We start from the raw sequence: 13,708 nt of genomic DNA, 5'->3' as shown, positions 1-13,708 counted from the left end.
AGGGTCGACGACGACGTGACGTGCATCTCCACGTCCACTCCAGGTCAACCTAGCCGCACGGGCAACCCGCTCGTCAGGGCGTGCGCGAGAGGTGCCCGGGCCACCAGAACCGCCGGCCCAGGAGGGTCACCAGCGCGGGCACCAGCACGCTGCGCACCAGCAGGGTGTCGAGCAGCACGCCGATGCCGACGATGACGCCGATCTGGGTGAGGGTGATCAGCGGCAGCACCCCCAGCACCGTGAAGACCGCCGCCAGCAGCACGCCGGCGCTGGTGATGACGCCGCCGGTGACGGCCAGCGCCACCGAGATCGCGGTGCGGGGGTCGGCGCCCTCCTCCGCCTCCTCCTTGGCGCGCGTGGAGAGGAAGATGTTGTAGTCCACGCCGAGCGCCACCAGGAACAGGAAGCTCAGCAGCGGCACCGTGAGGTCCAGCGCCGGGAAGCCGAAGAGCAGGTCGAAGACCAACCAGCCCGCGCCGAGTGCGGCGACGTAGGTGGCCACCACGGTGATCACCAGCACGACGGCGGCGACCACCGAGCGCAGCAGCACGAGCAGCACGGCGAGCACCACGAGCAGCACCAGCGGGATGATCAGCAGCCGGTCGCGGGCGGCGGCGTCGGAGGAGTCGAGCGCCTCGGCGTCCGGCCCTCCCACCAGCGCGTCGGCGTCGACCTCGGCGGCGGCGTCGCGCACCTGCTCGATGGTCGCGAACGCCTCGTCGCTGGCCGGGTCGGCGTCCAGGGTCAGCGAGAGCACCGCGTACCCCTCCCCGGTGGCGCCGGGCATGACCTGCTGCACGCCCGCGATCCGCCCCACGGCCTGCTCCATGGCCGCGGCGTCACCCTCGCGGGTGATCACGGTGGTGGGCTGCGTGGACCCGGCCGGGAAGTGCTCGGCCAGCACCTCCTGCCCGGTCACCGACTCCGGCGTGGCACGGAACTGCTCGGTCTGGGAGAGGCCGGTGCGCAGACCCAGGAGCGGCAGCGCCAGCAGCACGAGCACCACCAGGCTCGCCACCGCGACGACGACCGGGCGTCCGGTCACCACGCCGGCGACCTTGGACCAGAAGCCGGTGCGCGTGGGCTCGGCCTGGCCCACGCGGGGCACGAAGGGCCAGAACAGCCAGCGGCCGCACACGGTCATGGCGGCCGGCAGCACCACCAGGGCGTAGACGACGGCGGTGGCGATGCCCAGCGCGCCGCCGAGGCCGATGTTGCGGCTGTTGGGGCTGTCGGCGAACCCGAGCATCAGCAGCGCCAGCACCACGGTGCCCGAGCTGGCCAGGATCGCCGGGGCGGCCCGGCCCACCGCGTGGCGCATGGCGTCGAAGCGGTCCTCGCGACGGCGCAGCTCCTCGCGGTAGCGGGCGATGAGCAGCAGTGCGTAGTTGGTGCCTGCACCGAAGACGAGCACCGAGGTGATGCCCACGGAGGCGCCGTCGGTGGCGAAGGGCAGGATCTTGGTGCCGATGGCCACGACGGTGATGGCCACCTGGTCGGCGACGCCGACCACGGCGAGCGGGACCAGCCACAGCCACGGGCTGCGGTAGGTGATGAGCAGCAGCAGCGCCACGATCGAGGCGGTGGCGGCCAGCAGCGTCACGTCGGCGCCGTCGAAGACGCCCGCGAGGTCGACCAGGAAGGCCGGCCCGCCGGTCACCTGGGCGTCGAGACCCTCCGACAGCCCCTCGTCGACCTCGGCGCGCAGGTCCTCGACGGTCTCGACGACCTGGTCCTGGTCGGCGGTGCCCGAGAGCGGGACGCCGATCAGGGCCGCCTCGCCGTCGTCGGAGAAGGCCGGGAAGACCTGCTGGCCCTCGACGGCGAACGGCGTCAGGCGCCCCACCAGCTCCTCGACGGCGCTGCGGTCCTCGGCGCTGAGCTGCTCGCCCCCGCGGTCGAGCACCACGAAGGCGGGCGTCACCTCGTCACCGCCGATCCGCTCGGCCAGGTCGCCGGCCAGCGCCGAGGGCGCGTCGGCCGGCAGGTTCGCGACGCCGTTGGGGTCCTCGTCGGCCTGGATGCCGGCCCCCAGGGCGACGCCGGAGAGCACGATCGCGACGAGGACGACCAACCAGCTCAGGCGGGGGCCGACCAGGGCGCGGTGGCGACTGTTTCGCTCATCGAACTTTTCCACGCTGGAAAGAGTAGGGTAGAGGGGTGCCTGCATCAAGTCCTGTCCCCTCGCGGCGCCCGCCGCAGCACGGCGACGCCCGCTCCGTGGCCGAGCGCGTCGTGCGCGGCATGCGCGAGATGGCCAACCAGTCCGAGGCCTACATCGCAGCCGCCGGCCGCGAGGCCGCCATGCACCGCACCGACCTCACCGGCCTGGCCCAGGTGATGGACGGCGAGCACGACCCCGAGGGCCCGGTGACGCCGGGCCGTCTCAGCGCCTCGATGCAGCTCAGCGCCCCCGCCACCTCCGCGATGCTCGACCGTCTCGAGCGCCTGGGCCACGTCGAGCGGCGACCGCACCCCACCGACCGCCGCTCGGTCGAGGTGGTCGCCACCGACCACGCGATGGAGGTGGGTGGGCAGATGTTCGCCCGCGTCGCCGCTCGGATGGGGCCCGTGCTCGCGGCCCGCTCCGAGGAGGAGCTCGCCGTCATCGCCGCGTTCCTCGAGGACGCCGCTGCTGCCACCTACGAGGCGCGCCGCGACATCGCCGAGGGCTGAGCACACACCACCGCGGCAGCCCGTCGGATCTCGGTCGTCGCCGGCGCCTGCCGACGACCACTTTCCGTCGGACTGTCGCGGTGAGGGTCAGGCGCGCTCGGCGAGCAGCCTCGCGGCACGCACCAGGTCGGCGCGCACGGCGGGCGGCGAGACGAGCGTGAGCACTGCTCCGACGGGTGCGGCGAGACCCTTGCCCCGCAGCACGAACGAGACTCCGACGTCGCAGGCCCGCTCGCCGACCGGGGTGAAGGTGAGGGTGAGCGTGGCGGAGATGAACCGCCACGTGCCGCGCTCCGCCCAGCGGTGCGGCCGGTCCAGCTCGGTGGTCTCCATCGCCGGCTTCAGGCCCGGCACCGTGACGTCGATCCACCGCTGGCCGACCGCCACGGGCCCGGTGATCCCCTCCACCCGCTTCAGCGAGCTCTGCCACTCGGGCCGGTTGACGGGGTCGGCCAGGTAGTCGAAGGCCACCTGAGCCGGCACCTCGAACCGCACGGGCTTCGTCATCGTTCTGCCACCATCCTCGCCAGGTCACTCGCCACGACACTCACCACGTCTCTCCGGTCAACAGCTCGTACGCCTCCAGGTAGCGGGCGCGGGTGCGCTCCACGACCTCCGCGGGCAGGGGCGGCGGCGGCTCGTCCGAGGAGCGGTCCCAGCCCGACTCCGGCGAGAGCAGCCAGTTGCGGACGATCTGCTTGTCGTAGGAGGGCTGGGCGCGACCCGGCTGCCACTGGTCGGCGGGCCAGAATCGCGAGGAGTCGGGCGTGAGCACCTCGTCGGCGAGCACCATGGTGCCGTCGGCGCGGGCACCCAGCTCGAGCTTGGTGTCGGCCAGCACGATGCCGCGCTCGCGCGCGATCCGCTCCGCGGTGGCGTAGACCCGCATGGTGACGGCCCGCAGTCGGTCGGCCACCTCCTCGCCCACCTGGGCCGCGACCGCCTCGTAGCTGACGTTCTCGTCGTGGTCGCCCAGCGCCGCCTTGGTGGCGGGCGTGAAGATCGGCTCGGGCAGCTTGCTGCCGTCCTCGAGCCCCTCCGGCAGCGCGACGCCGCACACCTCGCCGGTGGCGCGGTAGTCCAGCAGGCCCGAGCCGGTCAGGTAACCCCGCGCGACGCACTCCACGGGGTACATCTCCAGCCGCTCGCACACCACGGCGCGGCCGCGGACGACGTCGGGCACCTCGGCGGAGAGCACGTGCCCCGGCACCAGGTCGGCGAGCTGCTCGAACCACCACAGCGACATCCGGGTGAGGATCTCGCCCTTGTCGGGGATCGTGGAGGCGAGCACGTGGTCGAACGCGGAGATCCGGTCGCTGGCCACCATCAGCAGCTGACCCGCGTACGGGCCTGCCTCCACCTCGTAGAGGTCGCGCACCTTGCCCGAGTGCAGGTGTCGCATGCCCGGCAGCGCGGGAGCGTCGGGGATGTTCAGCACGCGGCCAGCGTAGGAGACGGGGCCGCACGCCGTCCGCGCGCTGCAGGGGCCTGGGCATGTCTAACTCAGGTGAGTTACTCTACTTTTATGGCGCGCGCTCCTCAGCCCGACTTCCTGGTCGTGGGCGCTCCGAAGGCCGGCACCACCGCCCTGCACGCGGCACTGGCCCAGCACCCCCAGGTGTTCACCACGACGCCGAAGGAGCCGAAGTTCTGGCTCTGCGACGACGCGCCGCCGCCGCACTGGTGCGGTCCCGGCGACCGCCACTCCCAGCAGGAGTGGATCTGGCGGCGCGCCGACTACGCGGCGCTCTTCCGCGACGCCGCACCCGGCCAGGTGCGAGGCGAGAGCACGCCGTTCTACCTGTGGAGCCGCAGCGCCCACCGCCGGATCGCCGCCGAGCTGCCGAGCGTCCGGCTCATCGCGCTGGTGCGCGACCCGGTGGACCGGGCCTACAGCAACTGGATGCACCTGTGGTCCGACGGGCTCGAGCCGGTCGCGGACTTCGAGGAGGCCTTCGCCCTCCAGGACGAGCGGGTCGAGCGTGGCTACGCGCCGTTCTGGCGCTACCGCGACCTCGGCCTCTACGGCGAGCAGCTGGCCCACCTGCGGACGCTGGTCGACCCGGCTCGCCTGCTGGTGATCCGCTACCGCGACGTCGTCGACGACCCGGGCGGCACGGTCGACCGGGCATGCCGGTTCCTCGGTCTCGAGACGGGGCTCGTGCCGGTGATCCCCCGCGACAACGCACGGCCCTTCGTCACCCCGGGCTGGCGATCGCGCCTCCTGGGACCCACGGTCCGCGCCAGCGCGGCGCTCGCGCAGTTCGCCCCGCCCGAGTGGTGGCGCCGGGCCAGCAGGCCGCTCACCGGGCTGCTCGCCGGGGGAGGTCAGCCCTTCCGTCCCCACCTGACACCCGAGCAGCGCGCGCGACTGCTGCCGGCCTTCGCCGACGACATCGAGCTGCTGGCCGAGGTGACGGGCGAGGACTTCGACGACTGGCTCTCCACCGACAGCCGGGGCTCCTACCTCCAGCGCGAGCAGCGCACCGGCTGAGATCGGCGGCTGGGCCCGGCTCAGCGCACGAGGGTGACGAGGTCGTGGGCGCCGTCGGGGCGGGCCGCCTCCACGTAGAAGCGGGTGCGCCCGTCGGGCAGCGGCACGGCAGCGGCGTACCGCCACGCGCCGTCGGAGTGTGGGGAGGCCAGCGGCTCGACCTCGGTGGCGACCAGCCGGTCCCCCTCCCACCGGGCGACCCCGGTGGTCTCGTGCCAGTTCGACGCCGCGTCGGGGCGCCCGTCGTAGAGCACCGTGAGGGGTTCCTCGGCGAGCACCGCAGTGACCCTCGCACCGCGCTGGTCCCACTCCCCCGGTCGACCGGCGAGCACCTCGCCGCGGTCGTGCCACGCCAGCCCGTCGGGTGAGGTGAGGCGTCGGGTGGTCATCCGGTCCTCGTGGCCGGGCTCGGTGAGCGGGTGGCAGCACAGCCACATCACCCAGGCCTCGTCCCCGGCCCCCGGGTGGTGGGTGACGACCGGGTCCTTGACGGCGACCCGGTCGTCGCCGGGCAGCACCACCCGCCGCCGCCCCGAGGCGAGCTCGGCGGGCGAGTCGGCGGTGAGGCTGTCGACCCACCAGTGCTTGGAGTCGTAGGTCGCGCACGAGAGGTAGAGGCGCCAGCCGACGCCGGGGACGGGCACGAGCACCGGCCGCTCGAAGGACTCGCACCCGAACGCCTCGCGCTGCACCTGCACCACCTCCTCGAACGCCAGGCCGTCCTCGGACCGGGCGACGACGACCGCCACCCCGCGGCCCTCGGTCAGCGGCCGGCGCACCCGGTAGGTCAGCCAGAACGTGCCGTCCACGAGCACCGCGCTCGCCGCTCCCGCCCAGTTGCCGGGCCCGGGCCCCGGCGCCGGGACGACGACGGTCGCGTCGTCCGTGGTGGGGACGGGCAGCGTGGCGTCAGGCATGGCGACAGCATAGTCGATTGAATGAATCGACTTTGGGGCTCCGGTCCAGGGGTCGTGGTCGGAGCCCGGACGCCGTAGGGCACGCTGGTGCCATGCCGGAGTCCGCCGACCAGGTCCACGCCCGCATCGTCGCCGCCGCCGGCGAGGGCGGCCGCCTGCCGCTCCCCGCCTCCGCGCAGTGGGACATCTTCCCCTGGGAGGTCGTCGACGACGCCCTGGCACCCAAGGTGCTGCCGGGCGTCACCGAGGAGCAGCCGCGACGCGGCGAGCCCGGTGGCCCCGAGCTCGGCGACCACGACCCCGCGCACGTCGTGTGGGAGGACGAGCGCTGGGTGCTCACCCACCCCGGCGCGCCGAGCGGCCTGCCGTTGGTGCTGGTGCTCCACACCCGCGAGCTGCAGGACCTCGGTGAGCTCGACGACGAGATGGCCTCGGAGCTGGGTCGCATCACCAACCGGCTCGTGCGCATCATCGAGAACCTCCCCCACGTCGCCCGCGTGCACGTCAACCGCTGGGGCGACGGCGGCGCCCGCTGCCACGTCTGGTTCTTCGCTCGCACCGCCGGACTGGCCGGCGTCAAGGGCTCCACCGCCCTCACGTGGGACGACATGATCCCCCCGACGCCGGAGGACGTCTGGCGCGAGGACCTGCACACCGTGGCCACCAAGCTCGCCAACTGGGGTGGCGACGCCCGCGCATGAGCCTGCCCCGGCGGCGGAGGAGTTCACGCCCGACCCCCGCCGGTGGCAGGTGCTGGCGGTCGTCCTGGCCGTCGGCTTCATGGCGCTGCTCGACGTCACGATCGTCAACGTCGCGCTGCCCACCATGCGCGAGGGCCTCGACGCCTCGACGGGCTCCGTGCAGTGGGTGGTCTCGGGGTACGCACTCGCCTTCGGCCTGACGCTGGTCTCGGGTGGGCGGCTCGGCGACGCGCACGGCCGGCGCCGGTTGATGCTGGTCGGACTCGCCGGCTTCATCGTGAGCAGTGCTCTCGTCGGCTTCGCGCCCTCCATCGAGCTAGCGGTCGTGGCGCGACTGGCCCAGGGGGCCTCGGCAGGCCTGCTCACACCCCAGAGCTCCGGCCTTATCCAGCAGCTGTTCCGCGGCCCGGAACGCGGCCGCGCCTTCGGGTTGTTCGGTCTCACGGTCGCCATCGCCTCGGCGGCCGGGCCCGTCATCGGCGGTGTGATCATCGCTCTCGCCGGCCCCGAGAACGGCTGGCGCTGGCTCTTCCTGGTCAACGTGCCGCTCGGCCTGGTGGCACTGGTCGCGATCGCCCGACTGGTGCCCGCGCACCCCGCCGAGGAGCAGCAGGGCGACACCCGCCTGGACGGCGTCGGCGCGGTGCTGCTCGGCGCGGCCGTGCTCGCCGTGCTCTTCCCGGTCGTCCAGGCCGAGAACGGCGCCCGCCTACCGCTCCTGCTGCTGCTGCTCGCCCCCGTGCTGGGCTGGGCCTTCGTGCGATGGGAGCACCGGGTGCTGGCCCGCGGCCACGCGCCGCTGCTCGACGTCGCCCTCCTGCGCAGCCTGCCCGGCTACGGCATCGGGATGGCGATCGGCTCGTTGTACTTCTGTGGCTTCACCGGCATCTTCCTGGTGGTCTCGGTGCACCTGCAGGACGACCTCGGGCTCAGCGCCCTCGAGACCGGCCTGCTCCTGACGCCGTTCGCGCTCGGCGCCGCCGTCACCTCGCCGGTGGCCGGGCGGCTGGTCTCCACCGTGGGCCGACCGCTCACCGTCATCGCGCTCGTCGTGATGATGACCGGCACCGCCCTGACGGCGTGGCTCGCGGCCGACCGCAGCGGCCCGGGCCTGGTCTGGGTGCTGGTGCCGTGCCTGCTGCTGGCCGGCCTGGGCAGCGGCGCCGTCGTCTCCCCCAACTTCACCCTCACGCTCGCCGAGGTGCCGCCACGGATGGGCGGGGCGGCAGGTGCTGCGCTGCAGACCGGGCAGCGGATCGGCGCCTCCCTCGGCGCCGCGCTGCTGGTGACCGTCTACCAGCTCGCCGGCCTGCGCAGCGCGCTGCTGGTGGCCGTCGGCGTCATCGGGCTCGCGCTCGTGGCCGCCGTCGTCAGCTGGCGGGCCGCTCCGCGTGCAGCCACCACGCCATCCGGCGCGTGATCCACGGCAGCGCCAGGTAGGTCATCGTCGGCGTCATCACCAACACCGAGAGCAGCACCCGCAGCGGCAGCCAGAGGTCGGGCACCAGCCACCCGGCGAGGGCGTTGACCAGCAGGCTGAGCGGGAAGAACACCAGGAAGATCACGCAGGCCTGCTTCCACCGCGGCGGAGCCGGGGCGGCGGGTGCGTGAGCGCCGCTCTCCAGCACGGTGGAGGCCGGGACGTCGAACCAGCCCTCGATGCCCGTGCGCCGCTCGACCCGCCCCTCCACGACGCCCAGGCCCTGCGCGGAGGAGCGCCACCACTGGCGCTGCGGCGAGTGCTCCCACTGCTCCAGCGAGGCCCCGTCGGCGAAGCGGTAGAGCATGTGCCAGGTGTCCGACCCCGGCTCGGGTCGCACCCACCCCGCTCCCAGGAACCCGGGGAACCGCTCGGCGAGGGTGATGCCGGCGTTGAGCCAGCTCATCATCTCGGCGTCGTGGCCGGGAGCCAGCTGGCGGGTGATGGCGACGGTGACGGGCTGGGACACCCCACCATGCTGCCGCAGCCGCTCGCGGCGTCGGCACCGGTCGGGCGGGTTTGGTGCGTCCCCGTGGCGGGCACCACTGCGCCATGCCCCCGACCCCGCCCTCCCCCCGCGTCCCGGCAGCCCTGCGGGTCGGTGCCGCCCTCACCGCGTCGCTGCTGCTCGTCGCCTGCAGCGGTGGCTCCGGCGAGCTGCGCGTGGGTGGCGTCGAGACGCCGGCCGAGGAGCCGTCGGCCAGCAGCCCCGAGGTCTCCGAGCCGCCCGAGATGCCGACCGAGGAGCCCACCGAGCTGCCGACGGAGGAGCCCACGCAGGAGCCCACCGGGCTGCCCACCGGGTTCACCCAGCCGCTGACGCCGCCCGGCACCGAGCTGCAGCTGCTCGAGAACGCCGTGCTGCCGGCTCAGAGCAGCACCGGTGGTCGCGGAGTCGTCTCGCTGGCCGTCAGCCGGGTCGAGCGGCCGGGGCCGGAGCTGGACGCGGCGACCCGGGACAAGGCTGTCTACGTGTTCTTCGACGTCCTGGCGCTCGAGGCCGGCGACCAGCTGGGCGGCTGGTCGCCCGGCGTCGACCTCGCAGGGGTCACCGCCGAGGGCAGCTTCCTCGGGGCGATCGCCGTCGTCGGGGGGTCGGACGCGTGCCCGCAGCTCGAGGTCCCGCCGGGCTGGGCCGAGGGTGACCCCCTGAGCGGGTGCACCATCGTGCAGTCACCGCCCCGCAACCCGATGGTCGCACTGAGCTACCTCGGCGGGGGCGACACCGCCTTCGAGCAGGACCCCGTCACGTGGGCGGTCGACGTCCCGTGACCCGGCGTCACAACGGCAGCGCGGCCGCCGTCGGGCTCGCCGGCCTGCTGCTCACCGCGTGCGGCGCCGGCTCGGACGACCTGCGGGTGGGCGGCGTCGAGACAGCCGCCCCCGAGCCCTCGGCGAGCGGTCCCGAGGACCTCACCACCGCTCCCGAGCCGAGCGAGGCACCCACCGACGAGCCCACCGAGTCGAGCACGGTTGAGCTCCTGACCCCTCCGGACGCGGAGCTGGGGGTGCTGGACCCTGCGGTCGTCCCGGCACAGGGGCCCGGCGGCGGGCAGGGCGTGGTCCTGTACTCGATCACCGACGTCGCTCGCCCGGCCCCGGGCGAGCTGGATCCCGAGACCCGGAGGGACGCGGTGTTCGTGGACTTCGAGGTCGTCGCGCTGGAGGGGGCCGACCAGCTGGTCGGCTGGTCGCCCGGATCCGACCTCGCCGGCGTCACCGCCGAGGGCGCCTACCTGGGGGCCATCGCGGTCCCGGGCTATGTCGCACCGTGCCCCCGGCTGGAGATCCCGCCGGGCTGGACCGAGGAGGAGCCGCTGACCGGCTGCACGATCGCCCAGTCCCCGCCCCGCACGCCGCTGGTCGCGGTGGCCTACCTCGGCGGTGGGGACGCCGCCCCCGGTCCCGAGCGGGTCACCTGGGCGGTGGACGTCCCGTGACCCGCCGTCGCTCCGGCCGCGTGGCCCCCGCCGCGCTCGCCGTCCTGCTGCTCGCCGCCTGCGGGGGAGGCTCCGGGGACCTGCGCGTGGGCGGCAACGACCAGCCCCCCGCCGAGGCCGAGAGCGCGACCATCCCGCCCGAGGAGGTCACGCCCGAGGAGGGAGCCACGCCCGAGCCCACCGAGGAACCCAGCGCCCCCACAGGCGACCTGACCCCGCCGGGCAGCGAGCTGGCGCTCGGCGAGACCGCCACCCTGCCGGTGGTGGACTCGCTCGGCGGCGGCGAGGGCGTCGTCGAGCTGACCGTCACCGAGATCCGGCCCGGCGACCGCGCCGACCTCGGCGAGGAGGCCGCCAGCTACGGGCCCGACGCCGCGCCGGCCTACGTCTTCTACGAGGCCACCGTCGTCTCGGGTGCGGCCGACCTGGCCGGGTGGTCGCCCTCGAGCGACCTGCTGGGCCAGCAGCCCGACGGGCTGCCGTCCGGCCTGCTGATCACCGGTGGGGCGGTCGGGCCGTGCGAGAAGGCCGAGGTGCCCGAGGGCGCGGCCGACGGGCAGGTCCTCGAGGGCTGCTTCAGCGCGCTCTCCCTCAGCGGCGTGCCGGTCACGGGCGTCACCTACAGCGCGCGCGGCACCGAGTACGAGGCGGGCTCAGGCTCGGTGTCCTGGACCGGGTGAACCGGGCGCAGCTCGGCAGCAGCGGCCGGGGCAGGCCGGGCCTGGATCAGAGGATCGCGCCGGGCTGGTAGGCCGCGGCGGCCGGGTGCCGCTCCACCAGCGCGGCGACGGCCCGGCACACGGCCTGGGTCTGGGCGACGGCGGCGCCGGTGAAGGTGATCGGGTCGGCCACGAGGGTCGCCAGCTGCTCCTGGGTGAGCCCGAGCCGCTCGTCGGCGGCCAGCCGCGCGAAGACGTCGTTCTCCGCCTGGCCGCGGCGCATGTCGAGCGCGGTGCCCACCGCGGCCTCCTTGATCGCCTCGTGCGCGCTCTCGCGACCCACGCCGTTGCGCACCGCGGCCATCAGCACCTTGGTGGTGGCCAGGAACGGCAGGTAGCGGTCGAGCTCGCGCTGGATGACAGCCGGGAAGGCGCCGAACTCGTCGAGCACGGTGAGGAAGGTCTGGAAGAGCCCGTCGACGGCGAAGAACGCGTCGGGCAGCGCCACGCGGCGCACGACCGAGCACGACACGTCGCCCTCGTTCCACTGGTCGCCGGCCAGCTCGCCGACCATCGAGAGGTAGCCGCGGGTGACGACGGCCAGGCCGTTGACCCGCTCGCAGGAGCGGGTGTTCATCTTGTGCGGCATCGCCGAGGAGCCCACCTGGCCCTCCTGGAAGCCCTCGGTGACCAGCTCGTTGCCGGCCATCAGCCGGATGGTGGTGGCCAGGTTGGAGGGCGCGGCGGTCAGCTGCACCAGCGCGGAGACCACGTCGAAGTCGAGCGAGCGCGGGTAGACCTGGCCGACGCTGGTCAGCACCCGCTCGAAGCCCAGGTGGTGGGCCACGCGCTGCTCGAGCTCCTCGAGGCGGCCGGCGTCGCCGTCGAGCAGGTCGAGCATGTCCTGGGAGGTGCCCATCGGCCCCTTGATCCCGCGCAGCGGGTAGCGGGCCACCAGCTGCTCGACGCGCTCGACCCCGATCAGCAGCTCGTCGGCGACGCTCGCGAACCGCTTGCCGAGCGTCGTGGCCTGGGCCGCGACGTTGTGCGAGCGGCCCGCCATCACGGTGGTCTCGTGCTCGGCGGCCAGGCGCGCGAGGCGCGCGAGCGTGGCCATGGCGCGGTCGCGCAGCAGCTCGAGGCTCTGGCGCACCTGCAGCTGCTCCACGTTCTCGGTGAGGTCGCGGCTGGTCATGCCCTTGTGGATCTGCTCGTGCCCGGCCAGCGCGCTGAACTCCTCGATGCGGGCCTTGACGTCGTGCCGCGTCACCCGCTCGCGGGCGGCGATGGAGGCGAGGTCGACCCGGTCGACGACGGCCCGGTAGGCCTCGATCGCGCCGTCGGGCACGTCGACGCCGAGGTCTCGCTGGGCCTCGAGCACCGCGATCCACAGCTGCCGCTCGAGGCGGATCTTGTGCTCGGGCGACCAGATCTCGGCGAGGTCGGCGGCGGCGTAGCGGGTGGCCAGGACGTTGGGCACGGTCACGGGGTCATCCTCCCGCACGACGGCGTCCGGGCCGAAGTCGGCGCCGGCGCCCGGTGACGACCACGCCCGCCGTCCCTCAGACGTCGGCGGCGATGTCGGTGCGGTGCTGGGCGCCGTCGAACACGACCTCCCCGACGCCGCGGTAGGCGGCCTCGCGCGCGTCGGCCACCGACCCGCCGACACCCACGACGGCGAGCACCCGGCCGCCGGCGGTGACGAGCCGACCCTCGTCGTCGAGCGCGGTGCCGGCCTGCACCACGTGCACGCCCGACTGCTGCTCGGCGGCCTCGACCCCGGTGATGACGTCGCCCGACGACGAGCTCTCCGGGTAGCCCGCGCTGGCCAGGACGACGCCGACCGCGGCGCCGTCGCGGAACACGGGCGCGGGCACCTCGGCGAGCGTGCCGGTGGCGGCGCCGAGCAGCAGCGGCGAGAGCGGCGACTCCAGCAGCGCCAGCAGCGGCTGGGTCTCGGGGTCGCCGAAGCGGGCGTTGAACTCCACGACCCGCACGCCGCGCGAGGTCAGCGCCAGGCCGGCGTAGAGCAGGCCGGAGAACGGGGTGCCGCGGCGCGCCATCTCGTCGACGGTCGGCTGCAGCACGGTGGCGAGCACCTCCTCCACGAGGCCCTCGGGCGCCCACGGCAGCGGCGTGTAGGCGCCCATGCCGCCGGTGTTGGGGCCGGCGTCGCCGTCGCCGATCCGCTTGAAGTCCTGCGCCGGTTGCAGCGGGTGGACCGTCGTGCCGTCGGTGATCGCGAACAGCGAGACCTCCGGGCCGTCGAGGAACTCCTCGATGACGACGCGCTCGCACGCGAGGGCGTGCGCCAGCGCCTCCGCGCGGTCCTCGGTCACCACGACGCCCTTGCCCGCGGCCAGGCCGTCGTCCTTCACCACGTGGGGCGCACCGAGCTCGTCGAGCGCCGCCTCGGCCTCCTCGGCCGTGGTGCAGACGAACGCGCGGGCGGTGGGCACGCCGGCGGCCGCCATCACCTCCTTCGCGAAGGCCTTCGAGCCCTCGAGCACCGCGGCCTGCGCCGAGGGACCGAACACGGGGATGCCGACGGCGCGCACGGCGTCGGCCACGCCGGCCACCAGCGGCGCCTCCGGGCCCACGACCACCAGGCCGACGCCGAGGCGCGAGGCCAGCTCGGCCACCGCGGCGCCGTCGAGGGCGTCCACGGGGTGCAGGGCCGCGACGCCGGCCGCACCGGGGTTGCCGGGCGCGACGTGCACCTCGACCACGCCGGGGTCGGCTGCCAGGGCACGGGCCAGCGCGTGCTCGCGGCCACCGGGGCCGAGCACCAGGACGGAGAGGGCTGCGGGCTGCTCTGGCTGGTCAGGCTGGGTCGTCACG

The 13,708-nt window shown here is 74.4% G+C and carries 14 protein-coding genes; 7 read left to right on the top strand and 7 right to left on the bottom strand.

The window, feature by feature from the left end:
* Positions 1–73: 73 nt before the first annotated feature.
* Entirely contained in the window at positions 74–2,137 is a 2,064-nt protein-coding gene (locus ABD948_RS02220) for an MMPL family transporter (RefSeq protein WP_345262415.1), read from the bottom strand.
* Between the two features lie 23 nt (positions 2,138–2,160).
* Here ABD948_RS02220 and ABD948_RS02215 point away from each other — a divergent pair, with 23 nt between their 5' ends.
* Entirely contained in the window at positions 2,161–2,676 is a 516-nt protein-coding gene (locus ABD948_RS02215) for a MarR family winged helix-turn-helix transcriptional regulator (RefSeq protein WP_345262414.1), read from the top strand.
* An 87-nt stretch (positions 2,677–2,763) separates the two neighbouring features.
* Here the strand turns inward: ABD948_RS02215 and ABD948_RS02210 are convergent, their stop codons facing one another.
* Both ABD948_RS02210 and ABD948_RS02205 read right to left on the bottom strand, forming a co-directional pair.
* Complete coding sequence (locus ABD948_RS02210; protein WP_345262413.1) at positions 2,764–3,183, bottom strand: SRPBCC family protein; 420 nt, start codon at positions 3,181–3,183, stop codon at positions 2,764–2,766.
* Positions 3,184–3,223: 40 nt separating this feature from the next.
* A complete protein-coding gene (locus ABD948_RS02205; protein ID WP_345264441.1) occupies positions 3,224–4,078 on the bottom strand; it encodes a phosphoribosylaminoimidazolesuccinocarboxamide synthase in 855 nt (284 codons plus the stop codon).
* 123 nt (positions 4,079–4,201) lie between these two features.
* Here ABD948_RS02205 and ABD948_RS02200 point away from each other — a divergent pair, with 123 nt between their 5' ends.
* Positions 4,202–5,170, top strand: a complete 969-nt coding sequence (locus ABD948_RS02200; protein ID WP_345262412.1) for a sulfotransferase family protein — start codon at positions 4,202–4,204, stop codon at positions 5,168–5,170.
* A 20-nt stretch (positions 5,171–5,190) separates the two neighbouring features.
* On the opposite strand, the gene ABD948_RS02195 is transcribed toward ABD948_RS02200, so the two are convergent.
* Positions 5,191–6,087 (bottom strand): hypothetical protein, encoded by an 897-nt coding sequence (locus ABD948_RS02195; RefSeq protein ID WP_345262411.1) that lies wholly within the window; start codon positions 6,085–6,087, stop codon positions 5,191–5,193.
* A gap of 92 nt (positions 6,088–6,179) precedes the next feature.
* Here ABD948_RS02195 and ABD948_RS02190 point away from each other — a divergent pair, with 92 nt between their 5' ends.
* Both ABD948_RS02190 and ABD948_RS02185 read left to right on the top strand, forming a co-directional pair.
* Positions 6,180–6,788 carry an HIT family protein gene (locus tag ABD948_RS02190; RefSeq protein WP_345262410.1) on the top strand — a complete coding sequence of 203 codons (609 nt, stop codon included), beginning with the start codon at positions 6,180–6,182 and terminating at the stop codon, positions 6,786–6,788.
* Positions 6,769–8,208, top strand: coding sequence for an MFS transporter (locus tag ABD948_RS02185; protein WP_345262409.1), 1,440 nt, complete (start codon positions 6,769–6,771; stop codon positions 8,206–8,208). The genes ABD948_RS02190 and ABD948_RS02185 overlap by 20 nt, the downstream gene beginning before the upstream one ends.
* Here the strand turns inward: ABD948_RS02185 and ABD948_RS02180 are convergent.
* Positions 8,159–8,737, bottom strand: coding sequence for an antibiotic biosynthesis monooxygenase (locus ABD948_RS02180; protein ID WP_345262408.1), 579 nt, complete (start codon positions 8,735–8,737; stop codon positions 8,159–8,161). The genes ABD948_RS02185 and ABD948_RS02180 overlap by 50 nt on opposite strands.
* An 83-nt stretch (positions 8,738–8,820) precedes the next feature.
* Between ABD948_RS02180 and ABD948_RS02175 the strand changes: the two genes are divergently transcribed.
* The 3 genes from ABD948_RS02175 to ABD948_RS02165 are packed head-to-tail and all read left to right on the top strand — an operon-like array spanning position 8,821 to position 10,888.
* A complete protein-coding gene (locus ABD948_RS02175) occupies positions 8,821–9,540 on the top strand; it encodes a hypothetical protein (RefSeq protein WP_345262407.1) in 720 nt (239 codons plus the stop codon).
* The gene (locus tag ABD948_RS02170) at positions 9,537–10,208 is read left to right on the top strand and encodes a hypothetical protein (protein WP_345262406.1); all 672 of its coding nucleotides are present in this window, start codon (positions 9,537–9,539) and stop codon (positions 10,206–10,208) included. The genes ABD948_RS02175 and ABD948_RS02170 overlap by 4 nt, the downstream gene beginning before the upstream one ends.
* Positions 10,205–10,888, top strand: a complete 684-nt coding sequence (locus ABD948_RS02165; RefSeq protein ID WP_345262405.1) for a hypothetical protein — start codon at positions 10,205–10,207, stop codon at positions 10,886–10,888. The genes ABD948_RS02170 and ABD948_RS02165 overlap by 4 nt, the downstream gene beginning before the upstream one ends.
* A 46-nt stretch (positions 10,889–10,934) precedes the next feature.
* Here ABD948_RS02165 and purB read toward each other — a convergent pair whose 3' ends face one another.
* Both purB and purD read right to left on the bottom strand, forming a co-directional pair.
* Positions 10,935–12,353, bottom strand: a complete 1,419-nt coding sequence (gene purB / locus ABD948_RS02160; protein WP_345262404.1) for an adenylosuccinate lyase — start codon at positions 12,351–12,353, stop codon at positions 10,935–10,937.
* 76 nt (positions 12,354–12,429) lie between these two features.
* Positions 12,430–13,707, bottom strand: coding sequence for a phosphoribosylamine--glycine ligase (gene purD / locus ABD948_RS02155; protein WP_345262403.1), 1,278 nt, complete (start codon positions 13,705–13,707; stop codon positions 12,430–12,432).
* Between the last annotated feature and the right edge of the window lies 1 nt (position 13,708).

The organism is Nocardioides nanhaiensis, from assembly GCF_039542785.1.
Lineage (GTDB): Bacteria > Actinomycetota > Actinomycetes > Propionibacteriales > Nocardioidaceae > Nocardioides > Nocardioides nanhaiensis.
Note: the sequence above shows the minus strand (reverse complement) of the source record. Positions and strands in the feature narration are given on the sequence as shown.